The organism is Streptomyces sp. 15-116A (assembly GCF_025290915.1).
In the GTDB taxonomy this organism is placed as follows: domain Bacteria; phylum Actinomycetota; class Actinomycetes; order Streptomycetales; family Streptomycetaceae; genus Streptomyces.
Genome location: NZ_JAOCQE010000008.1, coordinates 29,713 through 49,742, shown reverse-complemented (window position 1 = coordinate 49,742; position 20,030 = coordinate 29,713). Strand labels below are relative to the sequence as shown.

Annotated in this window: 16 protein-coding genes and 5 pseudogenes; 12 read left to right on the top strand and 9 right to left on the bottom strand. The window is 70.6% G+C overall.

The window, feature by feature from the left end; genetic code table 11:
- Position 1 precedes the first annotated feature (1 nt).
- The 3 genes from N4P33_RS03010 to N4P33_RS03000 are packed head-to-tail and all read right to left on the bottom strand — an operon-like array spanning position 2 to position 2,477.
- Positions 2-1,045: a class I SAM-dependent methyltransferase gene (locus N4P33_RS03010; RefSeq protein ID WP_260824561.1), complete on the bottom strand. Its 1,044-nt coding sequence runs from the start codon at positions 1,043-1,045 to the stop codon at positions 2-4.
- The gene (locus tag N4P33_RS03005) at positions 1,042-2,073 is read right to left on the bottom strand and encodes a methyltransferase (RefSeq protein WP_260824560.1); all 1,032 of its coding nucleotides are present in this window, start codon (positions 2,071-2,073) and stop codon (positions 1,042-1,044) included. The genes N4P33_RS03010 and N4P33_RS03005 overlap by 4 nt, the downstream gene beginning before the upstream one ends.
- Positions 2,070-2,477, bottom strand: coding sequence for a cupin domain-containing protein (locus N4P33_RS03000; RefSeq protein ID WP_260824559.1), 408 nt, complete (start codon positions 2,475-2,477; stop codon positions 2,070-2,072). Before N4P33_RS03000 ends, N4P33_RS03005 begins: the two co-directional genes overlap by 4 nt.
- Before the next feature lie 1,102 nt (positions 2,478-3,579).
- Here N4P33_RS03000 and N4P33_RS02995 point away from each other — a divergent pair.
- Together N4P33_RS02995 and N4P33_RS02990 are read left to right on the top strand one after the other, a co-directional pair.
- Entirely contained in the window at positions 3,580-3,765 is a 186-nt protein-coding gene (locus N4P33_RS02995; RefSeq protein ID WP_260824558.1) for a hypothetical protein, read from the top strand.
- Between the two features lie 603 nt (positions 3,766-4,368).
- Positions 4,369-4,617: a hypothetical protein gene (locus N4P33_RS02990; protein WP_260824557.1), complete on the top strand. Its 249-nt coding sequence runs from the start codon at positions 4,369-4,371 to the stop codon at positions 4,615-4,617.
- On the opposite strand, the pseudogene N4P33_RS02985 reads toward N4P33_RS02990, so the two are convergent.
- A pseudogene (locus tag N4P33_RS02985) lies at positions 4,614-5,151 on the bottom strand (hypothetical protein). The gene N4P33_RS02990 and the pseudogene N4P33_RS02985 overlap by 4 nt on opposite strands.
- A gap of 679 nt (positions 5,152-5,830) precedes the next feature.
- Here N4P33_RS02985 and N4P33_RS02980 point away from each other — a divergent pair.
- Positions 5,831-6,442 (top strand): annotated as a pseudogene (locus N4P33_RS02980) (transposase family protein); the annotation flags it as partial.
- Between the two features lie 221 nt (positions 6,443-6,663).
- On the top strand, positions 6,664-8,448 hold the full coding sequence (locus N4P33_RS02975; RefSeq protein ID WP_260824556.1) for a VanW family protein: 1,785 nt from the start codon (positions 6,664-6,666) through the stop codon (positions 8,446-8,448).
- Between the two features lie 891 nt (positions 8,449-9,339).
- On the opposite strand, the gene N4P33_RS02970 is transcribed toward N4P33_RS02975, so the two are convergent.
- Positions 9,340-10,221, bottom strand: coding sequence for an NAD(P)-dependent oxidoreductase (locus N4P33_RS02970; RefSeq protein WP_260824555.1), 882 nt, complete (start codon positions 10,219-10,221; stop codon positions 9,340-9,342).
- Positions 10,222-10,347: 126 nt separating this feature from the next.
- On the opposite strand from N4P33_RS02970, the gene N4P33_RS02965 reads away from it, so the two are divergent.
- Positions 10,348-11,355: a GlxA family transcriptional regulator gene (locus N4P33_RS02965; protein WP_260824554.1), complete on the top strand. Its 1,008-nt coding sequence runs from the start codon at positions 10,348-10,350 to the stop codon at positions 11,353-11,355.
- Between the two features lie 531 nt (positions 11,356-11,886).
- On the opposite strand, the gene N4P33_RS02960 is transcribed toward N4P33_RS02965, so the two are convergent.
- Complete coding sequence (locus N4P33_RS02960) at positions 11,887-12,075, bottom strand: PaaI family thioesterase (protein WP_260824553.1); 189 nt, start codon at positions 12,073-12,075, stop codon at positions 11,887-11,889.
- A gap of 295 nt (positions 12,076-12,370) precedes the next feature.
- On the opposite strand from N4P33_RS02960, the gene N4P33_RS02955 reads away from it, so the two are divergent.
- From N4P33_RS02955 to N4P33_RS02935, 5 genes and pseudogenes are all read left to right on the top strand, one after another.
- Complete coding sequence (locus N4P33_RS02955; protein ID WP_260824552.1) at positions 12,371-14,488, top strand: SpoIIE family protein phosphatase; 2,118 nt, start codon at positions 12,371-12,373, stop codon at positions 14,486-14,488.
- Positions 14,489-14,769: 281 nt separating this feature from the next.
- Positions 14,770-15,537 carry an MFS transporter gene (locus N4P33_RS02950; RefSeq protein ID WP_260824551.1) on the top strand — a complete coding sequence of 256 codons (768 nt, stop codon included), beginning with the start codon at positions 14,770-14,772 and terminating at the stop codon, positions 15,535-15,537.
- A 180-nt stretch (positions 15,538-15,717) separates the two neighbouring features.
- A pseudogene (locus N4P33_RS02945) lies at positions 15,718-15,825 on the top strand (hypothetical protein); the annotation flags it as partial.
- Between the two features lie 58 nt (positions 15,826-15,883).
- Positions 15,884-16,324 carry a carotenoid oxygenase family protein gene (locus N4P33_RS02940; protein ID WP_260824550.1) on the top strand — a complete coding sequence of 147 codons (441 nt, stop codon included), beginning with the start codon at positions 15,884-15,886 and terminating at the stop codon, positions 16,322-16,324.
- Positions 16,258-16,700: pseudogene (locus tag N4P33_RS02935) on the top strand (carotenoid oxygenase family protein). The gene N4P33_RS02940 and the pseudogene N4P33_RS02935 overlap by 67 nt, the downstream one beginning before the upstream one ends.
- Positions 16,701-16,781: 81 nt before the next feature.
- Here N4P33_RS02935 and N4P33_RS02930 read toward each other — a convergent pair.
- Positions 16,782-17,555 (bottom strand): TetR/AcrR family transcriptional regulator, encoded by a 774-nt coding sequence (locus tag N4P33_RS02930; RefSeq protein WP_399028308.1) that lies wholly within the window; start codon positions 17,553-17,555, stop codon positions 16,782-16,784.
- Between the two features lie 94 nt (positions 17,556-17,649).
- Between N4P33_RS02930 and N4P33_RS02925 the strand changes: the two genes are divergently transcribed.
- Positions 17,650-18,735 carry an amidohydrolase family protein gene (locus N4P33_RS02925; RefSeq protein ID WP_260824549.1) on the top strand — a complete coding sequence of 362 codons (1,086 nt, stop codon included), beginning with the start codon at positions 17,650-17,652 and terminating at the stop codon, positions 18,733-18,735.
- On the opposite strand, the gene N4P33_RS02920 is transcribed toward N4P33_RS02925, so the two are convergent.
- A complete protein-coding gene (locus N4P33_RS02920; protein WP_260824548.1) occupies positions 18,726-19,223 on the bottom strand; it encodes a class I SAM-dependent methyltransferase in 498 nt (165 codons plus the stop codon). The genes N4P33_RS02925 and N4P33_RS02920 overlap by 10 nt on opposite strands.
- A 1-nt stretch (position 19,224) precedes the next feature.
- Positions 19,225-19,486: pseudogene (locus N4P33_RS35520) on the bottom strand (ATP-binding cassette domain-containing protein); the annotation flags it as partial.
- A gap of 67 nt (positions 19,487-19,553) precedes the next feature.
- On the opposite strand from N4P33_RS35520, the gene N4P33_RS02910 reads away from it, so the two are divergent.
- Positions 19,554-20,030: a hypothetical protein gene (locus tag N4P33_RS02910; RefSeq protein WP_260824547.1), complete on the top strand. Its 477-nt coding sequence runs from the start codon at positions 19,554-19,556 to the stop codon at positions 20,028-20,030.

Sequence of the window (20,030 nt, the reverse complement as noted above, 5' to 3'; positions counted from 1 at the left end):
GTTATTGCCTTTCTCCCGTCAGGGCCGTTACCAGCCCGCGAGTGACGCATTCCTTCACCGCGATCCCGGCTTCGGCCATGAGGGCGCGGTATTCGTCGGCCTCGGGCAGGCCGCCGTTCTCGGTGTTCACCAGGAGGCTGAGCGCGAGCATCGGACGCCCGAGCGGGGCCTGCCCGGGAAGCGTCCGCACGATGTCGGCCAGCAGCAGCGTGCCGCCCGGCCGCAGCACCCGCGCGCACTCCCGGATGAGCCGGGCGGCGGTCCGCCGGCCGGCGAACCGGCCCGCGTGCGCCATGACGACGGTGTCGAACTCACCCTCCGCGAACGGCGTGTCCGCGAAGTCGGCCGGTACGAAACGGAACCTTTCGGCGACCCCGAACTCCGTGGCGCGCTCGCGGGCCACGGCGAGCAAGGCGGGATCGTCGTGTGCGGTCACCCGTGCCCGAGGGTCGGTGCCGGCCAGCGCGATGCCCCACTCCCCGCTGCCGCAGGTGAAGTCCAGGACCCGGCCCGCGCTGCCCAGCTCCAGGACCGCGACCACGTCGGCCGCGGTCCGTACAGCGAGCGGGAAGGCGCCGGCGAACATGCCCCGGTGCCGCCCGCGCCCGGCCGGGTCCCCGAGGTCGCCGCCACGGTCACCGGAGCGCGCGAGGGATGTGAGCGTGCTCCAGCGGTCCCACTGCGCGAGCACCTCGTCGAAGTGGTCCCCGAGGTAGCCCGGGGCTCCCTTCACCAGGTACGCGCGCGCCAGCTCTGTCGGTGCCCAGCCCGCTCCGTCGGCACCCGATACCAGCCCGAAGTCTTCGAGGGCCTCGAGCAGTTCGCCCAGTATCCGCGCATCGCAGCTCAGGTCGCCGGCGAGCCGCGCCGTGGTGCGCGGCGCCTCGGCCAGGGCGGTGAACACGCCCAGGTCCATGGCCGCGCCCAGTGCCCTCGCCCCGGCGAAACCGAAGTTCAGGGCCAGCAGCGGTGCGGGGTCGGGTAGTTCGGTGTAACGGGCGAGGGCCGTGGCGACGGAGGCCGGCGGCGGGGACGTGTCCGTCACCCGGAGCCCCTCGTCGCGACGAGCAGCCCGGACAGCGCCGACACGTTGCCGGTCTCCACATCCCGGAACCCGGCGGCGTCCACCCAGGAGCGGATCTCGTCGACGTCCCGGACCTCGCCCTCCTCGGTGTTGACCAGCAGGATCAGCCCGAACATGGAGGGGAAGAGCCCGGAGGCGAGCGACGGCATGTGGGAGTGCACCAACAACCGTCCGCCGTCGGGAAGGTGATCGTGAATCCGCTGCACCAGGTGCGCGGCGCGCTCGGGACCGTAACCGTCGAGGACGTGGGAGAGCAGGACGGCGTCGCTCTCGGGCCAGGTGTCCTCCATGATGTCGGCGGGCACGACCTCGATCCGGTCCTTGAACCCGGCCTCCGCCACGTTGGCGCGGGCCAGGTCGGTGACGGCGGGGTAGTCGAGGGAGGTGATGCGCAGCCCTGGGTGGCGCTTGGCGAGCGCGATGGAGTAGTCACCGGAGCCGCAGCCCAGGTCGATGATGTGGCGCACGTCGTCCAGGGGCGCGGCGTCGGCCAGCCTGTCCGCCTGTAGGCGGGAGCTGACCCGCATGGCCTGGATGAGCCGGCCGGTGCCCTCGCGGCCCTCTCCGGCCGCGGCGCCCTGGTCGCTGTAGCCCTTCTTCAGCACCCGCTGGTTGAGCGAGGCGTTGGAGCGTACGGCCTCGTCGAGCCGGGCGAAGTGGCCGAAGTGGGAGTCCTGGTGCTCGGCGAAGCCGCCCATGTAGTCGGGCCGTCCCGCGACCAGGAAGGTGTCGGCCTCCTCGCTGTTGCGGTACGTGCCGTTCTCGGCGTGCACGAGGTCCAGGCCCTTGAGCGCGACGAGGAGTGCCCTGGTGGGGCGCGGGCTGAGGCCGAGTTCGCCGGCCAGGTCCTCCACCGTGCGCGGGGCCTTGTCCAGGGCTTCGAAGACGCCCAGGTGGAGGGCGGTGAACACCGCCTTCGACTGAAGGTAGGCGGTCAGGATGGAGTGGACCCGGGAGGAGTCCTCCCGCGTAGGCGCCGTGGTGGTCACTTGCCCTCCAGGAGGCTGGTGTACTCGGGCAGTTGGGTGTACTCGTAGGGGTCCTCGGAGAGGAACACGTTGCGCACCGGGGGCCGCTCGGTGGGGGCGACGACCAGGAACCGGCAGGTCTGGTCGGGTCCGGTGACGAAGCCGTGCGGCTCGTTGCGCGGGATGAAGATGGCGTCGCCGGGGCCGACCTGCTCGGTGCGGCCCTGGTCGGGCATGACGAGGCCCATGGAGCCCTCGATCACGTAGATTTCGTGCTCCCACTCGTGGAAGTGGGGCGGGGTGGAACCGTTCGGCGCGACCTCGAACTCCGTGAGGACGAACCGGTCGGCACCGTCCGGTGTGTCGATGAGCTTGCGGTGGGTCGTTTCTTTCGCACCCGGCTCCCGTACGATTTCGGCCTTCACCTGTGTCCGGTGCACGCGTTTCATCCGATGCCCTTCATTGTCAACGGGGGAGTTGCCGCTGCGGAATTCGACGGATTTCAGCGAACCTGCTCCTGTCGCATCGGTTATCTCCCGTCGGCCGCCGGTGCCGAATCTAGGCCAGCGGCTCGCAGCGTTTCGACGGGCAAGGGCCACTGCGCACGACGGGCGAGTGTCCGGCTGACGCGTGGGACGAACGCCCACGGGGCCGGGACACATACCCGGGACAGGTCCGAGTGGGACGCCGGAGAAGACGGGGAACGTCCTCAGTACCGTGCCGGTAGAACGGTTCTCCCGCTGGGAGACGGTCGGCTGGACGCACGGCGGCGGAAGTCCGGTGTGCCCTGCTTCGTCGCCGGGACCGACATCTGCGGGGCGATCCCCCGGAATCCGCGGGCCCACGGCTCCTCCCCCGGGGACGGACTGCCTGCCGGGTCGCACGGAGCGCATGCGGGAGGGAACACCCTTCCGGTGGCTCATGACTCCCGCAGATCGGAGGCGAGTTCGGTTCGCCGACGGGTGCGCATCGGCGGCAGGAGGCGACTCCCGTGGCGACGGGGACCGGGAGCTGGATGAACGCCCGCAGCGGCGGCCTGTCTTGCACCGCCCGGGCGCCGGGGCCTTTCTGCCCGACGGGAATGCGCTGGTCGGAAGCCGGAATGACAGCCAGCTCGGCCGAGCGAGGGATTTCGCGGCTCGAGTCTCCGAACAGTCCGTACAAGACGGGCTGCTTGCCCCTGCGGCCTCACTGACCGCGCGAGTGGACACGTCCCCAGTGGGGGAGTGCGCGAGCAGTTCGTGGCCTCGATCAGCGCTCATCTCGTCTTACGCAGGCGCGCACGGAACGGGATGTCTCGCAGCCCGTGCCCGCTGCGCTCGCGGGGCGTGGGACGGCTCGAGCCGTTCCACCCTTTTCCAGCCAGCCATCTATCCAGATGGCTGGTTCCCGGTGCATGCTGTCACGCGGCGTCCGCCCCCCCCGGCGGGCTGACGCTCCGACTCCGCCCGTATCGCTCCCGCAGGCGGTGTCACGGCGCCTCACGGCTCCCCACGGACCAGGCGCTGCCCAGCAACTGGAGGCCTGATGTCGAACGAGAACCGCACCTGGGACCTGCCCCCCTCCGGCAGCTCGCCCGCGCGCACGGTGACCGGCACGTGCGAGATGTCGCTCACCGATGAAGAGTTCCTGAACAGGTATCCGACCGTCAGGGGTGTGGCGGAGCGCTGGGTGGCGCTGGCACGAGAGATTGGGGTCCACGCCGACCGCTGACCGACGGCTGCGGGGATTCCAGGCGACAGGTCCGGCTCCTGTGCCGCGGCTGCCCCGACACCGGGAGAACCCGGCACGGCGATCTCGGCCGTTTGCTTCGGCTGCAGGCTCCCTGCCAGCCGGGACGGCCGGCCGACGGCAACGACCCGCGAAGCCGTCTTCGCGATCCCCGGCAGCGACTACAGTGCGCCCGCGGTGATTGGCGCAAGGCACTCAATATCCCCGTGGACCGTTGGGCCGCCACACCGACGACGGTCTCCGACCACCACGTCACCGAGCGCCTGAGTCCACCCGGCGACACCCGGCCCGGATCCGACGGCCAGGCCGCCGTTCCCTGGCCAGCCACGCGCGCAGCTCGCCGCCCACGACAGTGCGGACCGCCCCATTGCGAGAACGAGCGCGGTCTCGGCATGTGACATGTGATGCTGGCGGCATGGCTGATCAACGCGAGGTAGTCATCGTTCGCCAGCCGGGTCAGGGCCTGCGACGGCCTCGCCCCCGGCGGTCGGGGGCGTATTCATGCACGAGATTCTCCAACGCTCCCACCGGCATCAGGTCATCGTGACGTATGGCGGAGCATTCGTCGTGGGCGCATGGAGCCCCATGCCGATCGCTTTCGCCGGCTATGCCAGGTTCCACGGCCCGCGGCGGCACGAATACGCTGCCGGACCGACCAGCCGTCGGTCCGTCAGTGACGGTGCCGCCTTCTACCGGAAGGACTTCACACTGGACCTCGGCCCCGACGGAAAGCCTGTCGGTTCCCGCTCCGACTTCGTGCGCGGCCCCGACGGGAAGGTGGCCTGGTGGCGCAACCACGGAGGGCTGCACGGCTGCCAGGAACAGCTCGGTTAGTGGATCAGAGCATTCGCGACGATGATCACCAGGCCGATCAGCATGTCCAGGCCCCCTGCCCGGCACGAGGACGGCCATCCGTACCCGGCGGTGCGGGCGGCCAGCGTGCCCAGGGCGAACAGGGCGACGGTGTTGAAGAGCAGGGCCGCGTCCACCGCCGCGGCCTCCGCCCACCAGCCGGCCACCGCGGCCAGCAGTATGGCGACCGTGGGCAGCACGGCCGCCACCAAGGGCCACTCGGCGAGCACCGACCGCAGTCTTCTGGGGGGTGGCTCTCCCGCCGGCGGACGCGCGAAGGGCGATCACATGCGCATACCCATGGGCGGCACCGGACGCCAGCGCGGTGAGCAGTACCCACAGCGCGTCCGCACCCGGATCGGCCTCGTCCCCCGCCGGGTCCAGCGCGGACACCATGGCGCTGGCCAGCACCAGACCGTAGATGCCGCTGAACAGCCACTGCTCCGGCGGCTGCCACCTCAGGATTCCCGTCGGGGTGACGTCCTCGGGGCGGCCACGGTCGGCACGGTCGGGCATCGCACCGCCTCATGCGGAAGGGGGCTGGGTCCGCACATGCTCACCTGCGTGACGTCAGGGAACACGACGCCACGCGGGTGAGCAGCCTGAAGGGGGGATACGAAGCGTGGGAATGCGGTGCAGCACCGACACCTCCCCTGCTTCCTGGCAGACGGCGGGAGTGTGGACCGGCGGGCAACCGGGCTGTCAGTACAGGCGGTCAGGGGGCCGCCCATGACCGGTGATCGAATGATGCGCAGCTTCCACGACTTGGCTTTCGGTGTCGATCCAGGGGAGCCAGGAAGGACACACGATGTGAGACCACAACTCTGTCCTACCGCATGTCCGCCGGAGAGCTCGGGACGAGGTCAAGATCACCGTCGATTGGGACCGGATTATGTGTCGTCCCTGACCGGGGGAGTGGCGTGCGAGGGAGATGTGGGCGGACAGCCGCATACGGCTGTCAGGACTTCGAGGAAGAACCTCCGCTAGCTGCAGACGACGCGTCTGCAGCTGACCACCACCAGGCGAGCCGAGCTGCTGTAGTCCCGTGACGCTCTCAGGGGGCGATGGCGGAGAATGCCCTCATGTAGCGCGCGCCTACCACCTCGTCATGGGCGCCGCCACCTGGGCACGGCTGGCGCGCGTTTCCGCCGAGGAACATGCCTCGCGACGGCGGGCCCTGCAAGGGCTCTCCGCCGTGGCCCTCGGCACTGCCGACAGGCCGAGGGCTCTGTTGGTTCCGTATCCTTCCGTGCTGGACGTCTCGTGTGAGTCGGTCGAGCATGTCTCCTGGCTGATCTACGCCCGAAGTCGGTTCCAAGTCTCGAACGCGACGGCCTGGCGCTACGTCGAGGAGACCCTGGACGTTGATCGTGGACGGCACCCTGATCGCCGCCGACCGCATGCGCCGCGGACGAGCCTTACTCCTCGCCGAAGTACGAGCAACATGGGAATGAGCGTGCAGGTCATCGCCCGGCCGGACCGCACACCGCTGTGGTTCTCCCGAGCGACACCGGGCCGGACCCACGACCTCATCGGCCCGCGCCCAGGGCATCATCCAGGCCTGCCTGACCCGCCATGTCCGCATCCTCGCGGACCGCGCCTACCAGGGCGTCGGCGCCACCGTCCGCACCCCGGACAAGAACCACCGTGAGCAGTCCAGGCATCACCAGCAGTGAATCGGGACCATGCCCGGCTGAGGGCTCCGGGCGGACGCGCCTTCGCGCAGCTGAAGTCCTGGCGGATCCTCCGGCGATCCACATGCTCCACCCGCCGCATCGGCACTGTCATCCAGGCTGTGCACACCCTATGGCCTGCGACTTTCCAGGATGAAAGAAGTTCAGCGAGGGTCGGCGCCTTGGTGCGGTGCGTCGTTGCGCTCGTCACTGCGGCGTCCGATCAGCGCCTGAAGTGACCTGGGATACACCATTTTGCTCCCGGTTGTGCCTAGCCTGGCCGACGTTTCTCGCCCGTATTGGCTGCAGCACCGGGTCCCCCACCAGCCCGACACATCGACCGTTCAGGAGATCAATGCGCCCCCGGATACCCACCGTCCGCCGAACCGCCCCCCTCCCGCCAGCCGCGCTGGCAGGCGGCGCGCTGGCCGTCGGCGTCGGCGGCCTGTACCTGGCAGGGCTGCTGATCACCGGTGGCGGGATCGAAGCGGGCACGACGGTCCGCGGTGTGGACATCGGAGGTCTGACCCGTGAGGAGGCCGGCCGGAAGCTGGAGCGGCATCTGGCGCAGGCCGGCCCGCGGACGCTTGCCGTCAAGGTCGGCGACCGCACGGGCACGGTCGATTCGCGGCAGGCGGGACTCACCTTCGACATCCCCGAGACCCTTGACCGGGCGGCGTCCACCGGCGTCGATCCGGTCACGGTGATCGGCGGGCTGTTCCGCTCGGGCGATGCCATCGAGCCGGTCGTGCACGTCGATGAGGACAAGGCCCGCGCCGCCCTCGGGAAGCTGGGGAAGAAGCTCGACGAGAAGGTCCGCGAGGGCGCCGTCTCCTTTAAGGACGGCCGTGTCGAGCAGACAGCCGCACGCACCGGGTACGCGCTGGACGTGGACGCCTCGGTGGACGCCCTGCGCACCGCCTTCCTGCGCGGCGCGCAGAAGTCGGTCACGGTGCTGCCCGCGCATCGCACCACGCCTGAGGTCACTGCCGAAGAGGTCCGGCGGGCGGTGCGCGAGTTCGCACAGCCTGCGATGTCGGCCCCGGTCACGCTCACCGCGGGCGGCAAACGGTTCACGCTCACCCCGGCCGTGCTGAGCGAGCACCTGACGATGCGGCCGGACGACTCCGGCAGGCTCACGCCGAAGCTCGACAGCAAGGGCCTGCGCACCGCCCCGGCGGTGACCGGCGCCCTGAACCATCTGCCCACCGCACCCCGCAACGCCCGGCTCGGGGTCGCGGGCGACAAGGCAGTGGTGACCGAAGACGCCGAGCCGGGCGTGAAGGTCACTGACAAGGCCCTGGGCAAGGCCGTCCTGCCCCTGCTCACCAAGCCGGGCGCCGCCCGGACCGGTGAGGTGGCCACGCAGCAGATCCAGCCGGAGGTCACCCGCGAGAACGCGGCGCGTCTGGGGCTGACGGAGAAGATGTCCTCCTTCACCGTGCACTTCGAACCGGCGGCCTACCGCACGAAGAACATCGGCCGGGCCGTGGAGCTCATCAACGGCTCCGTTGTCAAGCCGAACGAGACCTGGAGCTTCAACCGGACCGTCGGCGAGCGCACCGAGGCCAACGGCTTCGTCGAGGGCGTCATGATCCGCGACGACCAGTACGCCAAGGCGCCCGGCGGCGGTGTGTCCGCCGTCGCGACCACCGTGTTCAACGCGATGTTCTTCGCCGGCGTCAAGCCCGTCGAGTACGGCGCCCACTCCTTCTACATCGAGCGCTATCCCGAGGGCCGCGAGGCGACGGTCGCCTGGGGCAGCCTGGATCTGAGGTTCACCAATGACTCCGGCAAGGCCATCTACATCCAGGCCCGGTCCACCGACACCTCGGTGACCGTCTCGTTTCTGGGCACGAAGAAGTACGACGAGATCACGTCCGTCAAGGGGCCGCGCACCAATGTGCGACAGCCTGAGAGCCGGGTGAGCACCGCTGACAAGTGCGTGCCGCAGACGCCGCTCGAGGGCTTCGACGTCACCGTGGAACGGGTCTTCCACGACAACGGGCGCGAAGTTAAGCGCGAGCCGTTCCGCACCCACTACACCCCGCGCGACGAGATCACCTGCGGAGAGAACAACGAAGGGGTCCCGGGCCTGCCCGGACTCGAAGACCAGTCACTCATCGGCCCTCTCCTGTGACCACGTCCCGACCGCTCCCGGGCACACGATTCCAGCGATCGAGGGACGGCGTGGTCGGGTACGCCGGTGCGATCCGCCCTCGGCTCGGGACGAGTCCGGCCCTCGACATGGCCCGGCACGAGCAGCGACAGCGTCGAGTCGCGCGCTGCAATCCTGCTACGTCACCCTCCAGAGGTGTAGGGCGCAGCAGCGACCCGCTCGATGACGGCGTCCTGACCAGTCCGGCGGCGAGGGTCTCGGCCGTTTCCCGCTGGTCGGCCCGGGCCAGCGCGCCGGCGACCTGCTCGATGTTCTCGGCGGCGCGGATGGTCCCCCGTGTGTCTGCTGCCCGGCTGCTGTCCGCGTAGGCCGTGGTCAGCAGCTCGGCCGCCGGCTCAGGCTGCGGGTCGACGACGTGGCATCGCCGGTTGTCGTCGTTGTCCTCGATCTGGACCCGTCCAGGGAGGGCAGTGGTACGGCCCAGCGCGGCAGGGGGTGCCGCTGTGATGCGCGACCCGTGACGCACGCGGCTGCGCTCCCAGCCTGGGAATGAGATGCGTCAAGGGTGGTGGCACAGACCCGTTTGGTACATCCCCATGGAAGCGGCGCGGCTCGCGGCAGCACGACTGCATGCAGCGGTCGTTCTGTCGGAGCTACAGCTCGAGGCGAGTGGCTCGGCGCACTGGTGCACAAGTGGGCGCAACGATCTCGCTCTAGCGCCTCTGCACGGCGGCGAACTGCCTGGCGATCAAGACACCGATGGCCTGATCGACGACCGCGTGCGAATCGATGGCCTCCCGGCGGCTGCACCGCGGGGTCCCCGATCGGAGGCGAGCCCGGCCCGCCCGGTCATCCGGCGCGGCCTTGAGGCCGCGCCGGATGACCGGGCGCTGGTCCGTTCGGTGACGCTGTTCAGCTCCCTTCCGCCTCGGTGAGCACGCTGATGACGCTCGCGAAGCTGTCCGCGCCATGCCCGGCGGCCCTGGCCCGTTCCATATGGGACTTCAGCAAGCCAGGGAGCGCGGTGTTCAGGCCGCGGGCCGCAGAGGCGTGGAGGAGGTGGTCGATGGCCGCGATCTGTACGTCCACGGTGGCGTCGTCGCCCGGGTACCGGCCGGTGTCCACCTGCTCGGCGTACCGGGTGAGGAAGTTGCTCACCGTGCTCAGCCAGCGCATCGCGACGGGAGTGAACGCGGTGGCCGGGACCTTCTCCGTGCCGAGTAGCGCGGCGCCGTGCAGCCAACCCGTCATGGTGGCCCACATCAGGCCCAGCAGGGCGGCGTCGTGGAGGGACGCCAGGGCCGGGTCGGCATCGAGGTACACGGGGTCGCCCAGGGCTGCCAGGGTGTGGCGGTGAGCGTCGAACACGTCGCGCGGGCCGCTGTACAGAAGCATCACCTCGGGGTTCCCGACGCCCGGCGGAGTGGTCATGATCGCACCGTCGAGGTAGCCGGCACCGTGCGAGCGGAACCACGCCAGCGCCTCGTGCGCCTGTTCGGGGCTGCCGGACGTGAGATTGACGACCGCGCGGCCGGTGAGGGAGTCGGTGGCTCCGTCGAGGAGTCCGTACAACGCGTCGTAGTCGAGGACGCAGGGGATGACGAGCGGGCTCGCCGAGATCGCCTCCGCGGGTGTCGTGGCCAGGCGGGCGCCCCGGTCGGTCATCGGTGCGGCCTTCTGCGGCGATCGGTTCCACACCGTCACCGGATGGCCGCGGTCCAGCAGGGCGGCGGCCAGCGCGGTGCCCATGTTTCCCAGCCCGAGGATGGTCACCGGCTGCGGGTCGGACGTCATGTCAGTTCTCCTTGAACGGTTGATCATCTGCGTCCGAGACTCGCAGGGCGGGTCCGCCCCCACCAGTGACACCGGTGACGACTCCCACCAAAATCGTGCCAGTTCGCGGACCTATGATGGGCGGACATGAGCGCTGGATCCGTCGCCTTGGTGGTGACCGAGGACCTCGAGGTCGCGTCCTGGGACCTGTACGAGCTGAGCATCGCAGCCACGGTGTTCGGCAGACCGCAGCCCGATCTCGCCGACCCGTGGTACGACCTTCGCCTCTGCGGCACCGGCGACCGGCCGACGGACTCGCCGGGCGCACCGCATGCCGGGCCGGGCTTCGGCCTGCGCACCGCGTACGGACTGGAGCACCTGGTCGGCGCCGACACCGTCATCGTCCCGTCGGTGCCGGACTCCTGTGTCGAGCAGGGGGTCCCGCTGCCGCCGCGGCTGATCGAGGCGCTGCGCCGGGCGTACGAGGCCGGCGCCCGGATGGTGTCCCTGTGCACCGGCGCGTTCGCACTGGCCGAGGCGGGACTGCTCGACGGCCGCCGCGCCACCGCTCACTGGATGCACACCGCCCAACTCGCCGAGCGCTACCCGAAGGTGCGGGTGGACGACTCCGTGCTCTACGTCGACGACGGTGACGTGCTCACCAGCGCCGGTATGACCGCCGGACTCGACCTGTGCCTGCACCTGGTCCGCCGCGACCTCGGCGCGCATGTCGCCAACCAGCTGGCCCGCCGCATGGTGGTGCCCGCCCATCGCCCCGGCGGCCAGGCGCAGTTCATCGACCTGTCCGTGCCCGCCACCGACGACGAGGGGCTGGCAGCCGTGCTGGAGTGGGCGCAGACGCGTCTCGACCAGCCGCTGACGATCGAGGACCTGGCCGACCGAGCCGCCGTGAGCCCGCGCACCTTCTACCGACGACTGCGACAGGCCACCGGGACGACGCCCCTCCGGTGGCTGCTCAACCAACGGCTCGTCAAGGCCCAGAGCCTGTTGGAGTCGACGGACCTGACGGTCGAACGGGTCGCGCAACTGAGCGGCCTCGGCACGGCGAACAACTTCCGCCACCACTTCCTCAAGCACATCGGCATCTCCCCGACCGACTACCGCCGCGCCTTCCCCCGACCGCCGAAGCCATGAGCGTGCGGCAGCCCACGGCTGCCCGCGCTGAGAGCCGACGAGTGCCGTAGCCCACGGAACCGGGCGGGATGTAACCCCCGCACCCCGGCGAGGCCGACGTGAAGTGCTGGGCGGACAAGGCTTACCAGGGCACCCGGACGCCTCGTCCGGGTGCCGTGCAGGGGGCGTCGGCTCATATGCTGGAAGCGGTGACACGACAGCCCCGCTCCAGGATCTACTCTCTCGGCGAGCAGACATCCGACAGCCCGACCGGCATCACTTTCAACGCTTCGCACGACAGGGGAGCATGCCCCCTCTGGCCGCCCTGCTGCGACGGGCGGTCAGGCGCCTCGGTCGCGATCTCGGGCAGATCATCGGATGCGAGCCTTCCGGCCTCCATTGGCCAGACGGCCCTACACCGGCCGGTCTTCGCCGTCTATCACGGCCTGGTGAGCGAGGACTCCAGCGGCCCGGTCGAGGTCTGCACACCGACCCGGGACGCCGTCGAACCGGCGGAGCGGCTCGGGGTGCGCATCGAGCCTGCGCACCGCGCTACGGCGCGCAGGCGCGTGCTGCCCCGGCAAGCCAAAAGATCACGCGGGTCGTGGTGGCATGGGCGATCAGTTTGCCCTCCTCGTCGAGCACCCTGCCTTCGGCGGTGGCGATGCGGCGGCCCGCGTGGATGACGGTGTTCTCGGCGGTGAGGGTTTGTCCGTCGGTGCGGGCGGCGTCTCCTCGCACGGCTGCGACAGCCCGGGGACGCCAGAGCATCGCCGAGGTGTTTCGCCCGGTCGACGACCTCGACGCGGTCACCGCACGGGCCCACAGGCACGGCGCGGGCCACGGCGGAGGGCTTCTGCGACCGACGGAGCAGGCGGGTGTCGCCCTCGCGCTGCCGTCCCGGGCGGACGGTGCCAGGATGGTGCCTGGTGCGGGATCCCCGACCCGCGGGACGACTACCAGCAGGCCTCCGCGACCCGCACGACACGTCGGGGCCATCCCACTCTCGGGCTCGGACCGTGACCGGCAGACGACGATGGGCACAGAGGCCACCGGATGGGAGGCGCCGCTCCTCCGGGCGATGGTGGAGACCGACGCCTACGCAGGCATGATCTACCTTCTGCCCCCCGAGGAGCAGGTGCTGTACCTGGCCGTGCTGGCAGGAGTGCCCAAAGACGTCCTGGCACCGTGGTACCGCGTCGGGCTGGCCACACCCTCACCCAGCCCGGAGGCGGTACGCCGACGGAAGCTCATCTGGATCAGTGGTCAGGACGACATGGTGCGCCGCTATCCCCGCATCGCACTCGACTACCCGTATGCCTTCGCCATGGCAGTGGCCCCGGTAGTCGCGCACGGCACCTGCTACGGCACGATGTCACTCGGGTGGGCCGCTTCCCATCCGGAAGAGCTGTCCGGCGCCGAACGCGACAGCCTGACCACCGCCGCGGAACGGCTGGCCATGACGCTGGAACAGGCGGCCATCGAGGGCAGACCCGTGCGGTACGAGGGGGAACCACGCGTCGTGAGCGTGCCCGGCGCAAGCGCCAACGGCGCGGCCTCCCTGACCGGGCTGATAACACGGCTTCCCGAGGGACTCTGTGCCCTGGACCCGCAGGGCCGCATCACCTTCGTGAGCTCAACCGCGGCCGAGTTGCTGGGCGAACCGACCGAGAAGCTCCACGGCGCGCTCGTGTGGAGCGCCCTGCCGTGGCTGCGGCAGCCGTTCTACGAGGACAGCTACTGGGCCGCTCTGCTCGTCCGGCAGCCCACATCCTTCACCGTGCTGCGCCCACCCGACCTGTGGCTCAGCTTCGAGCTCTACCCCGATGTCACAGGTACCAGCGTGCGCATCACTCCAGCCACTGCGGAGCCAGGACGGACGGGCACCGCGGCGGTTCCGCCGGCCGCTCCTCCCGTCACCGCGCTCTACCACCTGATGCACCTGGCCGGGGTGCTGACGGAGGCAGTGGGCGTCGACGACCTGGTTGAGCTGCTCGCAGGACAGATCACCCCAGCCTTCGGCGGCCGAGCCATGGCGCTGTTGACGGTGGAGGCCGGCAGGCTGCGGGCCGCCGGGCACCGCGGCTGTCCGGCCGAGGTGATCGACTTGTTCGACGGCCTGCCCCTGACGTCCGCTTCCCCAGCCGCGCGGGTTCTGGCCACAGGCGTGCCCGTCCTCTTTCCCACCAGCGAGCAGCTCCGGCAAGCCTTCCCCGAGGCAGCAGGTTGGACCGACAGGATGGGGGCCTGTGCGTTCCTGCCCCTGACAGCCTCGGGACGCCCGGTCGGCACCTGCGTCCTGACCTTTGCCGAGCCGCACCCCTTCACGACCGACGAACGGGCCGTCCTGACCTCCCTGGGGGGCCTGCTGGCACAAGCTCTCGACCGAGCCGGCCTCTATGACTCCAAGCACCGGCTGGCGCGCGGACTGCAGTCCGGACTGCTGCCGCGGAAGCTGCCCGCGATACCTGGCCTGGAAGCGGCGGCACGCTACATCCCGGCCACCCAAGGCATGGACGTCGGTGGCGACTTCTACGACCTCATCCGCCTCGACGAAGCTGTCGTCGGCGCCGTCATCGGAGATGTGCAGGGCCACAACGTCACCGCCGCGGCCCTGATGGGCCAGGTGCGGACCGCGATCCGGGCGTACGCCACCGCCGGAGCGGCCCCGGCCGAGGTCCTGGCCCGCACCAACCGCCTGCTCACCGACCTGGACGCAGGACTCTTCGCCAGCTGCTTGTACCTCAGCCTTGATCTGGGCCGCCGCCGAGCCGGGCTCTCCACAGCTGGACACCCGCCGGCACTGCTCCGCGGCCCGGACGGACAGGTAAGAACGCTGGAAGCGGCAGGGGGGATGCTCCTCGGCATCGACCGCGAAGCGGAGTACCGCATGGTCAGCGTGCCCATGCCGGTCGGCTGTGTACTGGCTCTCTACACCGACGGGCTGGTCGAGTACCTCGATGTGGATCTGGAGGAGGCCATTTTCGACCTTGCCGGTCTGCTGTCCCGTGGTGGAGACCGGCCGCTGGAATCGCTGGCCGACGATGTGGTTCGGCACGCCAAGCGGCGGCAGCACCGCGGCGACGACATCGCCCTGCTCCTGCTGCGCACAGCCACCCGCAGCGGGGCCGCCACTCGTGCGGCGGGGTGCTGAGAACCGAACCTACGCCGGATCCGCCCGGCCTCACGTACCCGATGCGCATGTCCGCGTCCGGCAGTCCCGGTCGATCGCCGCCCACGGCGATGTGTTCGGCCATGGGTGGGACGTAGCCGTCGCTGACCGGCCCGGCTCCGCCCGTCACCAGATGTGACCGCTCTAGCTGACGTGGGGACCATCGCGGACGGACGGGGGAGAGGCCGGTACGGGCCTGGGGCAGGAGTCCCGCGCCGGCCCCGCCGGGCACTGCACTCGCGGCTCTGGCCGGAGCTCAGTTCGTGGTCGTACTGAGCACGTCCGTCGTCAACGTCGCTCTGCTGCACCTGCGGGACGGCGTCGGTCTGTCCGGCACGGGGATGTCCTGGGTCGTCACCGCCCACGGCCTCGCCTTCGGGGCGCTGCTGCTCCTCGATGGCCGGGCCGCCGATATGGCCGGTGCCCGCCGTGTCCTCGTCGCCGGGCTGGTCCTGTTCGCCGCCGCCTCGGTGGCCGCCGGGCTGGCCGGCTCTGCCTCGTTGCTGATCGGCGCCCGCGCAGCCCAGGGCGTGGGTGCTGCCGCGGTGGCACCCGCCGCACTGGCCCTGGTCGTCCGGATCTTCCCGGTCGGCGGCGGACGTGTCCGTGCCCTGGGGCTGTGGGGCGCGGTCTCGGGGGCCGACGGTGCGGCCGGGGTGTTGTTCGCCGGTCTGCTGACCGGGGCGTTCGGGTGGCCCTGGATCTTCCACGTCTGCGTGTTCGGGGCGGTCCTCGCCCTGGTCGCCGCCCTCCGCCTGGTCCCCGCCGATTCCGGTGGTCCACGCGGCGGCCCCGGCGGTCCGCGTATCGACGTGTTCGGCGCGCTGCCGGTCACCGCTGTGTTCGTCGCCCTCGTCCACGCTCTGACCACCGCCCGCACTTCCGGCTGGGCCGACCCGCTCGTCCTCGGGCCGCTGCTCGCCGTCGGCTTGTTGCTCCTGCTCTTCCTGCGAGCCGAACGATGCGACCCGGCCCCGCTGTTGCCGCCCCGGCTGTCGGCCCAGGGGCTCGTCGCCCGGCCAATCTCCTGATGGCCCTGCTCGGCGCCGTGTGGGTCGGGCTGTTCTTCTTCCTCCCGCTGCTTCAGCAACAGGTGCTCGGTGCCGGCCCCTTGGCCGCCGGCCTGGCACAACTCCCGCTCGCGGCCGCCAACATGCTCGGTTCCGCTCCAGCCCGGCGCCTGGCCCGCCGGCTGGGCCCGCACCCCGCCCATGACCGAGGACGGCCCCGACCTGACCGCCAGCACCGTCGGCACCCACGTCTTCGAACACGGCGGTCGCCTCCTCGCCCTGTGCGAGTCCGCCCCGCCCTTCGAGCTGACCCCCGAGCTGGAGACCGTCGGCGCCTTCGACTTCGACGGCAAGCTCACCTCCGCCCATGACCGCTCACCCCAAGCAGGACCCGGTCACCGGCGAGCTGCACTTCTTCGCCTCCTCGCCCTTCCCGCCGTACCTGATCCACCACGTCGCCTCCCCCGACGGCCAGGTCCTCGACAGCCAGGAGGTGCCCGGTGCGAGCGCGGCGCTCAAGCGCCGAATCGGCGTCCTGCCGCGCGGTACGGGCGGCGCGTCGAAGGTCCGCTGGTTCTACATCGCACCGGGGTACGCGATGCACTTGGCCAACGCCTACGAAGACGCCCTCGGGCTGATCGTCGGTCGAGGGCCCGGCCGTGGGCCGCAACGGCTGGCAGCGCTCCTGGAACTGGTGGACCGGCGCCCCCGGCCGGGGAGCCGAGCGCACCCCGCAGTCACGTGCGCGACGCTGGACGGTCGACCTCGCAGCCGGAGACTGTCCGCGAAGAGACCGTCGACGACCTGACTGTGGAGTTCCCGACCATCAACGAGGCTTACACCGGACGCGAACACCGCTACCAGTACGCCCTGTCCTTCCCCGACGACCAGGGCATCGGCAACCACACCCTCGTCACGTACGACCGACGCACCCAAGGCCGCCAGTCGCTTCCCGTCGGCAACTGCCAACTCCCCAGCGAGGCCGTCTTCGCACCGGCCGAGGACGCCACCGACGAGGACGCCGGCTACTCCTGACCGTCGTGAGCGACCTCAACTCCGACAGCTCGCGCCTCCTCGTCCTCGACGCCTCGGACCTGTCCCTGCCGCCGGTCGCCACGGTCCTTCTTCCGCGCCGCGTCCCGGCCATGATCCACGGCTCCTGGATCGCGGACGCCGCCGACTGACCCCGGACGACCCTGCCAGCGCCCGGGAACGCGGAACGGGTTCCCGGGCGCTGGCATGCAGAGCAGGAGGGCCAGCGAACATCACGACGCGTGTTCTTCCGCTTCCCCCTCAGAGCCGTCCGCGGCAAGGCGGTCGAGCCATTCGCTGAGGAGGTGCTGTTCCGCGCTGCTGAGCGTTGTCTGGCCGGGCAGGAGGGCCCGCACGGTTCGGACGGCGTCCGCGAGGCCCGCGTCTCGCACCACGGGTCTTTCGTGGGTGACGGCGGCGACCATGGATTCGCGCAGGGTGGTGAGCAGGGCCGGGTCGCGCTGGTCCTCGGGCAGCGACAGCCAGGTGAGCACGGCGCCGCGCGCTGTCGCGTGGATGAGGGCCGCCGCGAGCTTCTCGTCGACGCGGAGCCAGCCGCCGGCGGCGAGGCGGCGGATGCGCCCCAGCAGGATCTGCATGCCGGCCTGGAAGGCAGCCGATGTCGTGCCGCGTCGGGGGTCGTTGTACATCAGCGCGTACAGCTCGGGGTTGGCGAGCCCGAACTCGACGGCGAGGTCCCAGCCCGCACGCAGATCTTCCACCGGGTCCTGAGGGCGGGTGTCCCTGTGCTTTGCCGCGAGGAAGCGGGCGTAGCCGTGCTCCACCACTGCATCGAGGAGCCCGTCCTTGTCGCCGAACAGGCGATAGATCGCAGGGGGCTGCGTCCCGGCGGCCGCCGCGACCGCCCGGGTGGTCACCGCGTCGCGGCCCTCGCGCGCGAGCAGGTCCGCCGCTGCCTCAACCACCCGCTGCCGGGTGACCTCACGGACGTCGGCTGCCTCCGACGCGGCGACGGCCATGGCCTCGTTCTTCGCTCCCTCAGGCATGAATCAATGATAGCGCCCACTTGCTTCCACTGATGCTATCGATGTTATCGTCATTGGCGTATCACTGGAAACAACGAGAGAAGAGGAGCGCACCATGCCTGAGAAGCTGCGGATCGTAGGCCTCGAGGAGCACGTGGCCCTGCCGGTCCTGCTCGATGCCTGGACGCGGGCAGGCGTGCCGCAGATCCCGCAACTCGGCTACGGCGACGAGCCGATAGCGCAGCGGCTGCGCGACGTCGGCGACCGCCGCCTGGCCGACATGGACGATCAAGGCGTCGACGTCGCCGTGCTGTCGCTGGCCACACCCGGCGTGCAGAATCTGACTGCGGCGGACGCCGTGAGCGTGGCGCGCGAGGCGAACGACGCACTCGCCCAAGCCGTCGACGCCCACCCCGACCGATTCCAGGCGCTCGCGGCCATCCCCACGCCGGCACCCGAAGCCGCCGCCGCGGAGCTGGAGCGCGCGGTCACCCGACTCGGCTTCCGCGGCGCGATGCTGTACGGGCGTACCGGTGACAAGCCGGCCGACGCGCCGGAGTTCGACGACCTCTACGCCACCGCCGAACGGCTCCGGGTACCGCTGCACTTCCACCCGCAGACCCCTGTGAACGCTGTCCATGAGGCCTACTACTCGAATCTGCCCAACGGAGTCGGCCGCGCGCTCGCGACCGCCGGCCTGGGCTGGTACTACGACCTGGGCGTGCAGTACCTGAGGATGATCTTCTCCGGGGTGTTCGACCGTCACCCCGGACTGCAGGTGATCGCGGGGCACTGGGGCGAGGTCGTCCTGTTCTACCTCGACCACATCGGTGTCCTGCAGGACATGGCGCAGCTGGAGCGGCCTCTGGCCGACTACTTCCGCCAGAACTTCTGGGTGGCGGGCAGCGGCACGGTCAGCGAGCGCTACCTGCGGTGGACAGCTGAGGTCGTCGGAACCGAGCGCATGCTGTACTCCACCGACTACCCCTACACCTTCGGAACGCGGCCCGGCGGCTTCCCCTTCCTCGACACCAGCCGCTCGGTCGCCCGGTCGTTCCTGGAGCAAGCACCGTTCACCCAGGAGGAAAAGGCCGCCATCGGGTCCGGCAACTGGGAGCGGCTGACCGGGCACACCGCCGCGCACGGCAGCAGCCGATCCGCGGACGACCACGGCGACAGCACCTCGGGCGGTCAGCGATAGCACAGGTGTCCGGCCCGAAGCCGGCCAGCGGGCGGAAGTCCCGCTCCAGCACGGGCTCGCTGCGGGCTGGGCGGTTCCGGGACCCTGAGGGGCCTCTTGGGCGTGCCTTGGCTGTCGTAGGGATCGTCCACGCCCGCGCGCTCGGCCGTCGTCGTGGAGGGGTTCTCGTCGGGGTCGTGCCAGGCGATGAAGTGGGGCCCGGTACCGTCTCGTGCGGTCCGGCGGAAGGTCGCGAAGGCCTGGACGGAGTTGTTGAAGAACATGACGCCGGACCGCGACGTGACGGCGTCGTAGCCGGCGGGCTCGAAGGCGTGTTCCTGCGCGTCGGTGCTGACGAAGGTCACCGGTGCCTGCTCCCGCTCGGCGCGGGCCCGGGCAGCGGTGATGGCCGGTTCGGAGATGTCGATGCCGACGCAGTGACCCGCGGGGCCGAGCGGGAGCGCGACGGCCTGTGTGGTGCCGCCGGTGCCGCAGCTGACGTCGGGCACCCGTGTCCACCGTGGTGCGCAGCAGGCCGAGCACCTCGGCCGCGGTGCCGGTGTCGAGGGCACCGGTGGGTTCGTCTGCGAAGATCACATCGGGTCCGGTGACCAGGGCACGGGCGACGGCCACGCGCTGCTGCTGACGGCCGGACAGCTCGCCCGGCTGGCGCTTCGCCTGGCCGGCGCTTTGCCTGGCCGGCGAGTGCGATCCGGGCGGGGACCGCCTGCGCCCGGTGCCGTTGCCGGCGCTGCCCGGTCAGGCGCGGGGGGCCCCTATGTCTTTGGTCAAGGGAAACGGGGGGTGCGTTGGGTCGGGGAGCCAGGCAGCATGGCGGGGTGGCTGATCTGCTGTGGGATGACGTGAGTACCTTCTTCGACCCGGACCTGATGGGGTCGTTGCCGGACATGCGTGTCCCGGATGCCTCGGTGCAGGACTGGCAGACGGTCCTCGATCTTGTCGCGGAGAAGGGCTGGAAGTGCCAGTACTCCGAGGGAGAGACGGTGCTTCCGGTGCCCCGGGCGGAGGCCGTGCTGGCCCGCCCGGCGGACGCCGAGTGCCCGAACCTGCGGGTCTGGCCGACTGCCGATGTGCTGGCGATCTTCCGGTTCTATGCCGACGACGAAGTCGACTTCGACGTCGACCTGCGTGAGTTGCAGGGCCAGGATCGACTTGATGTGTTCTGCGGCTTCCTGCGAAAGGTCGGAAGGCGGTTGAACAAGCCCGTGCTGATGGACCCGGAAGGCCACTATGGCCATCCAGTGCTCGGCTTCGATGTCGAGGCCGATCGAGTCGTTCTCCTCGCAGACCCGTAG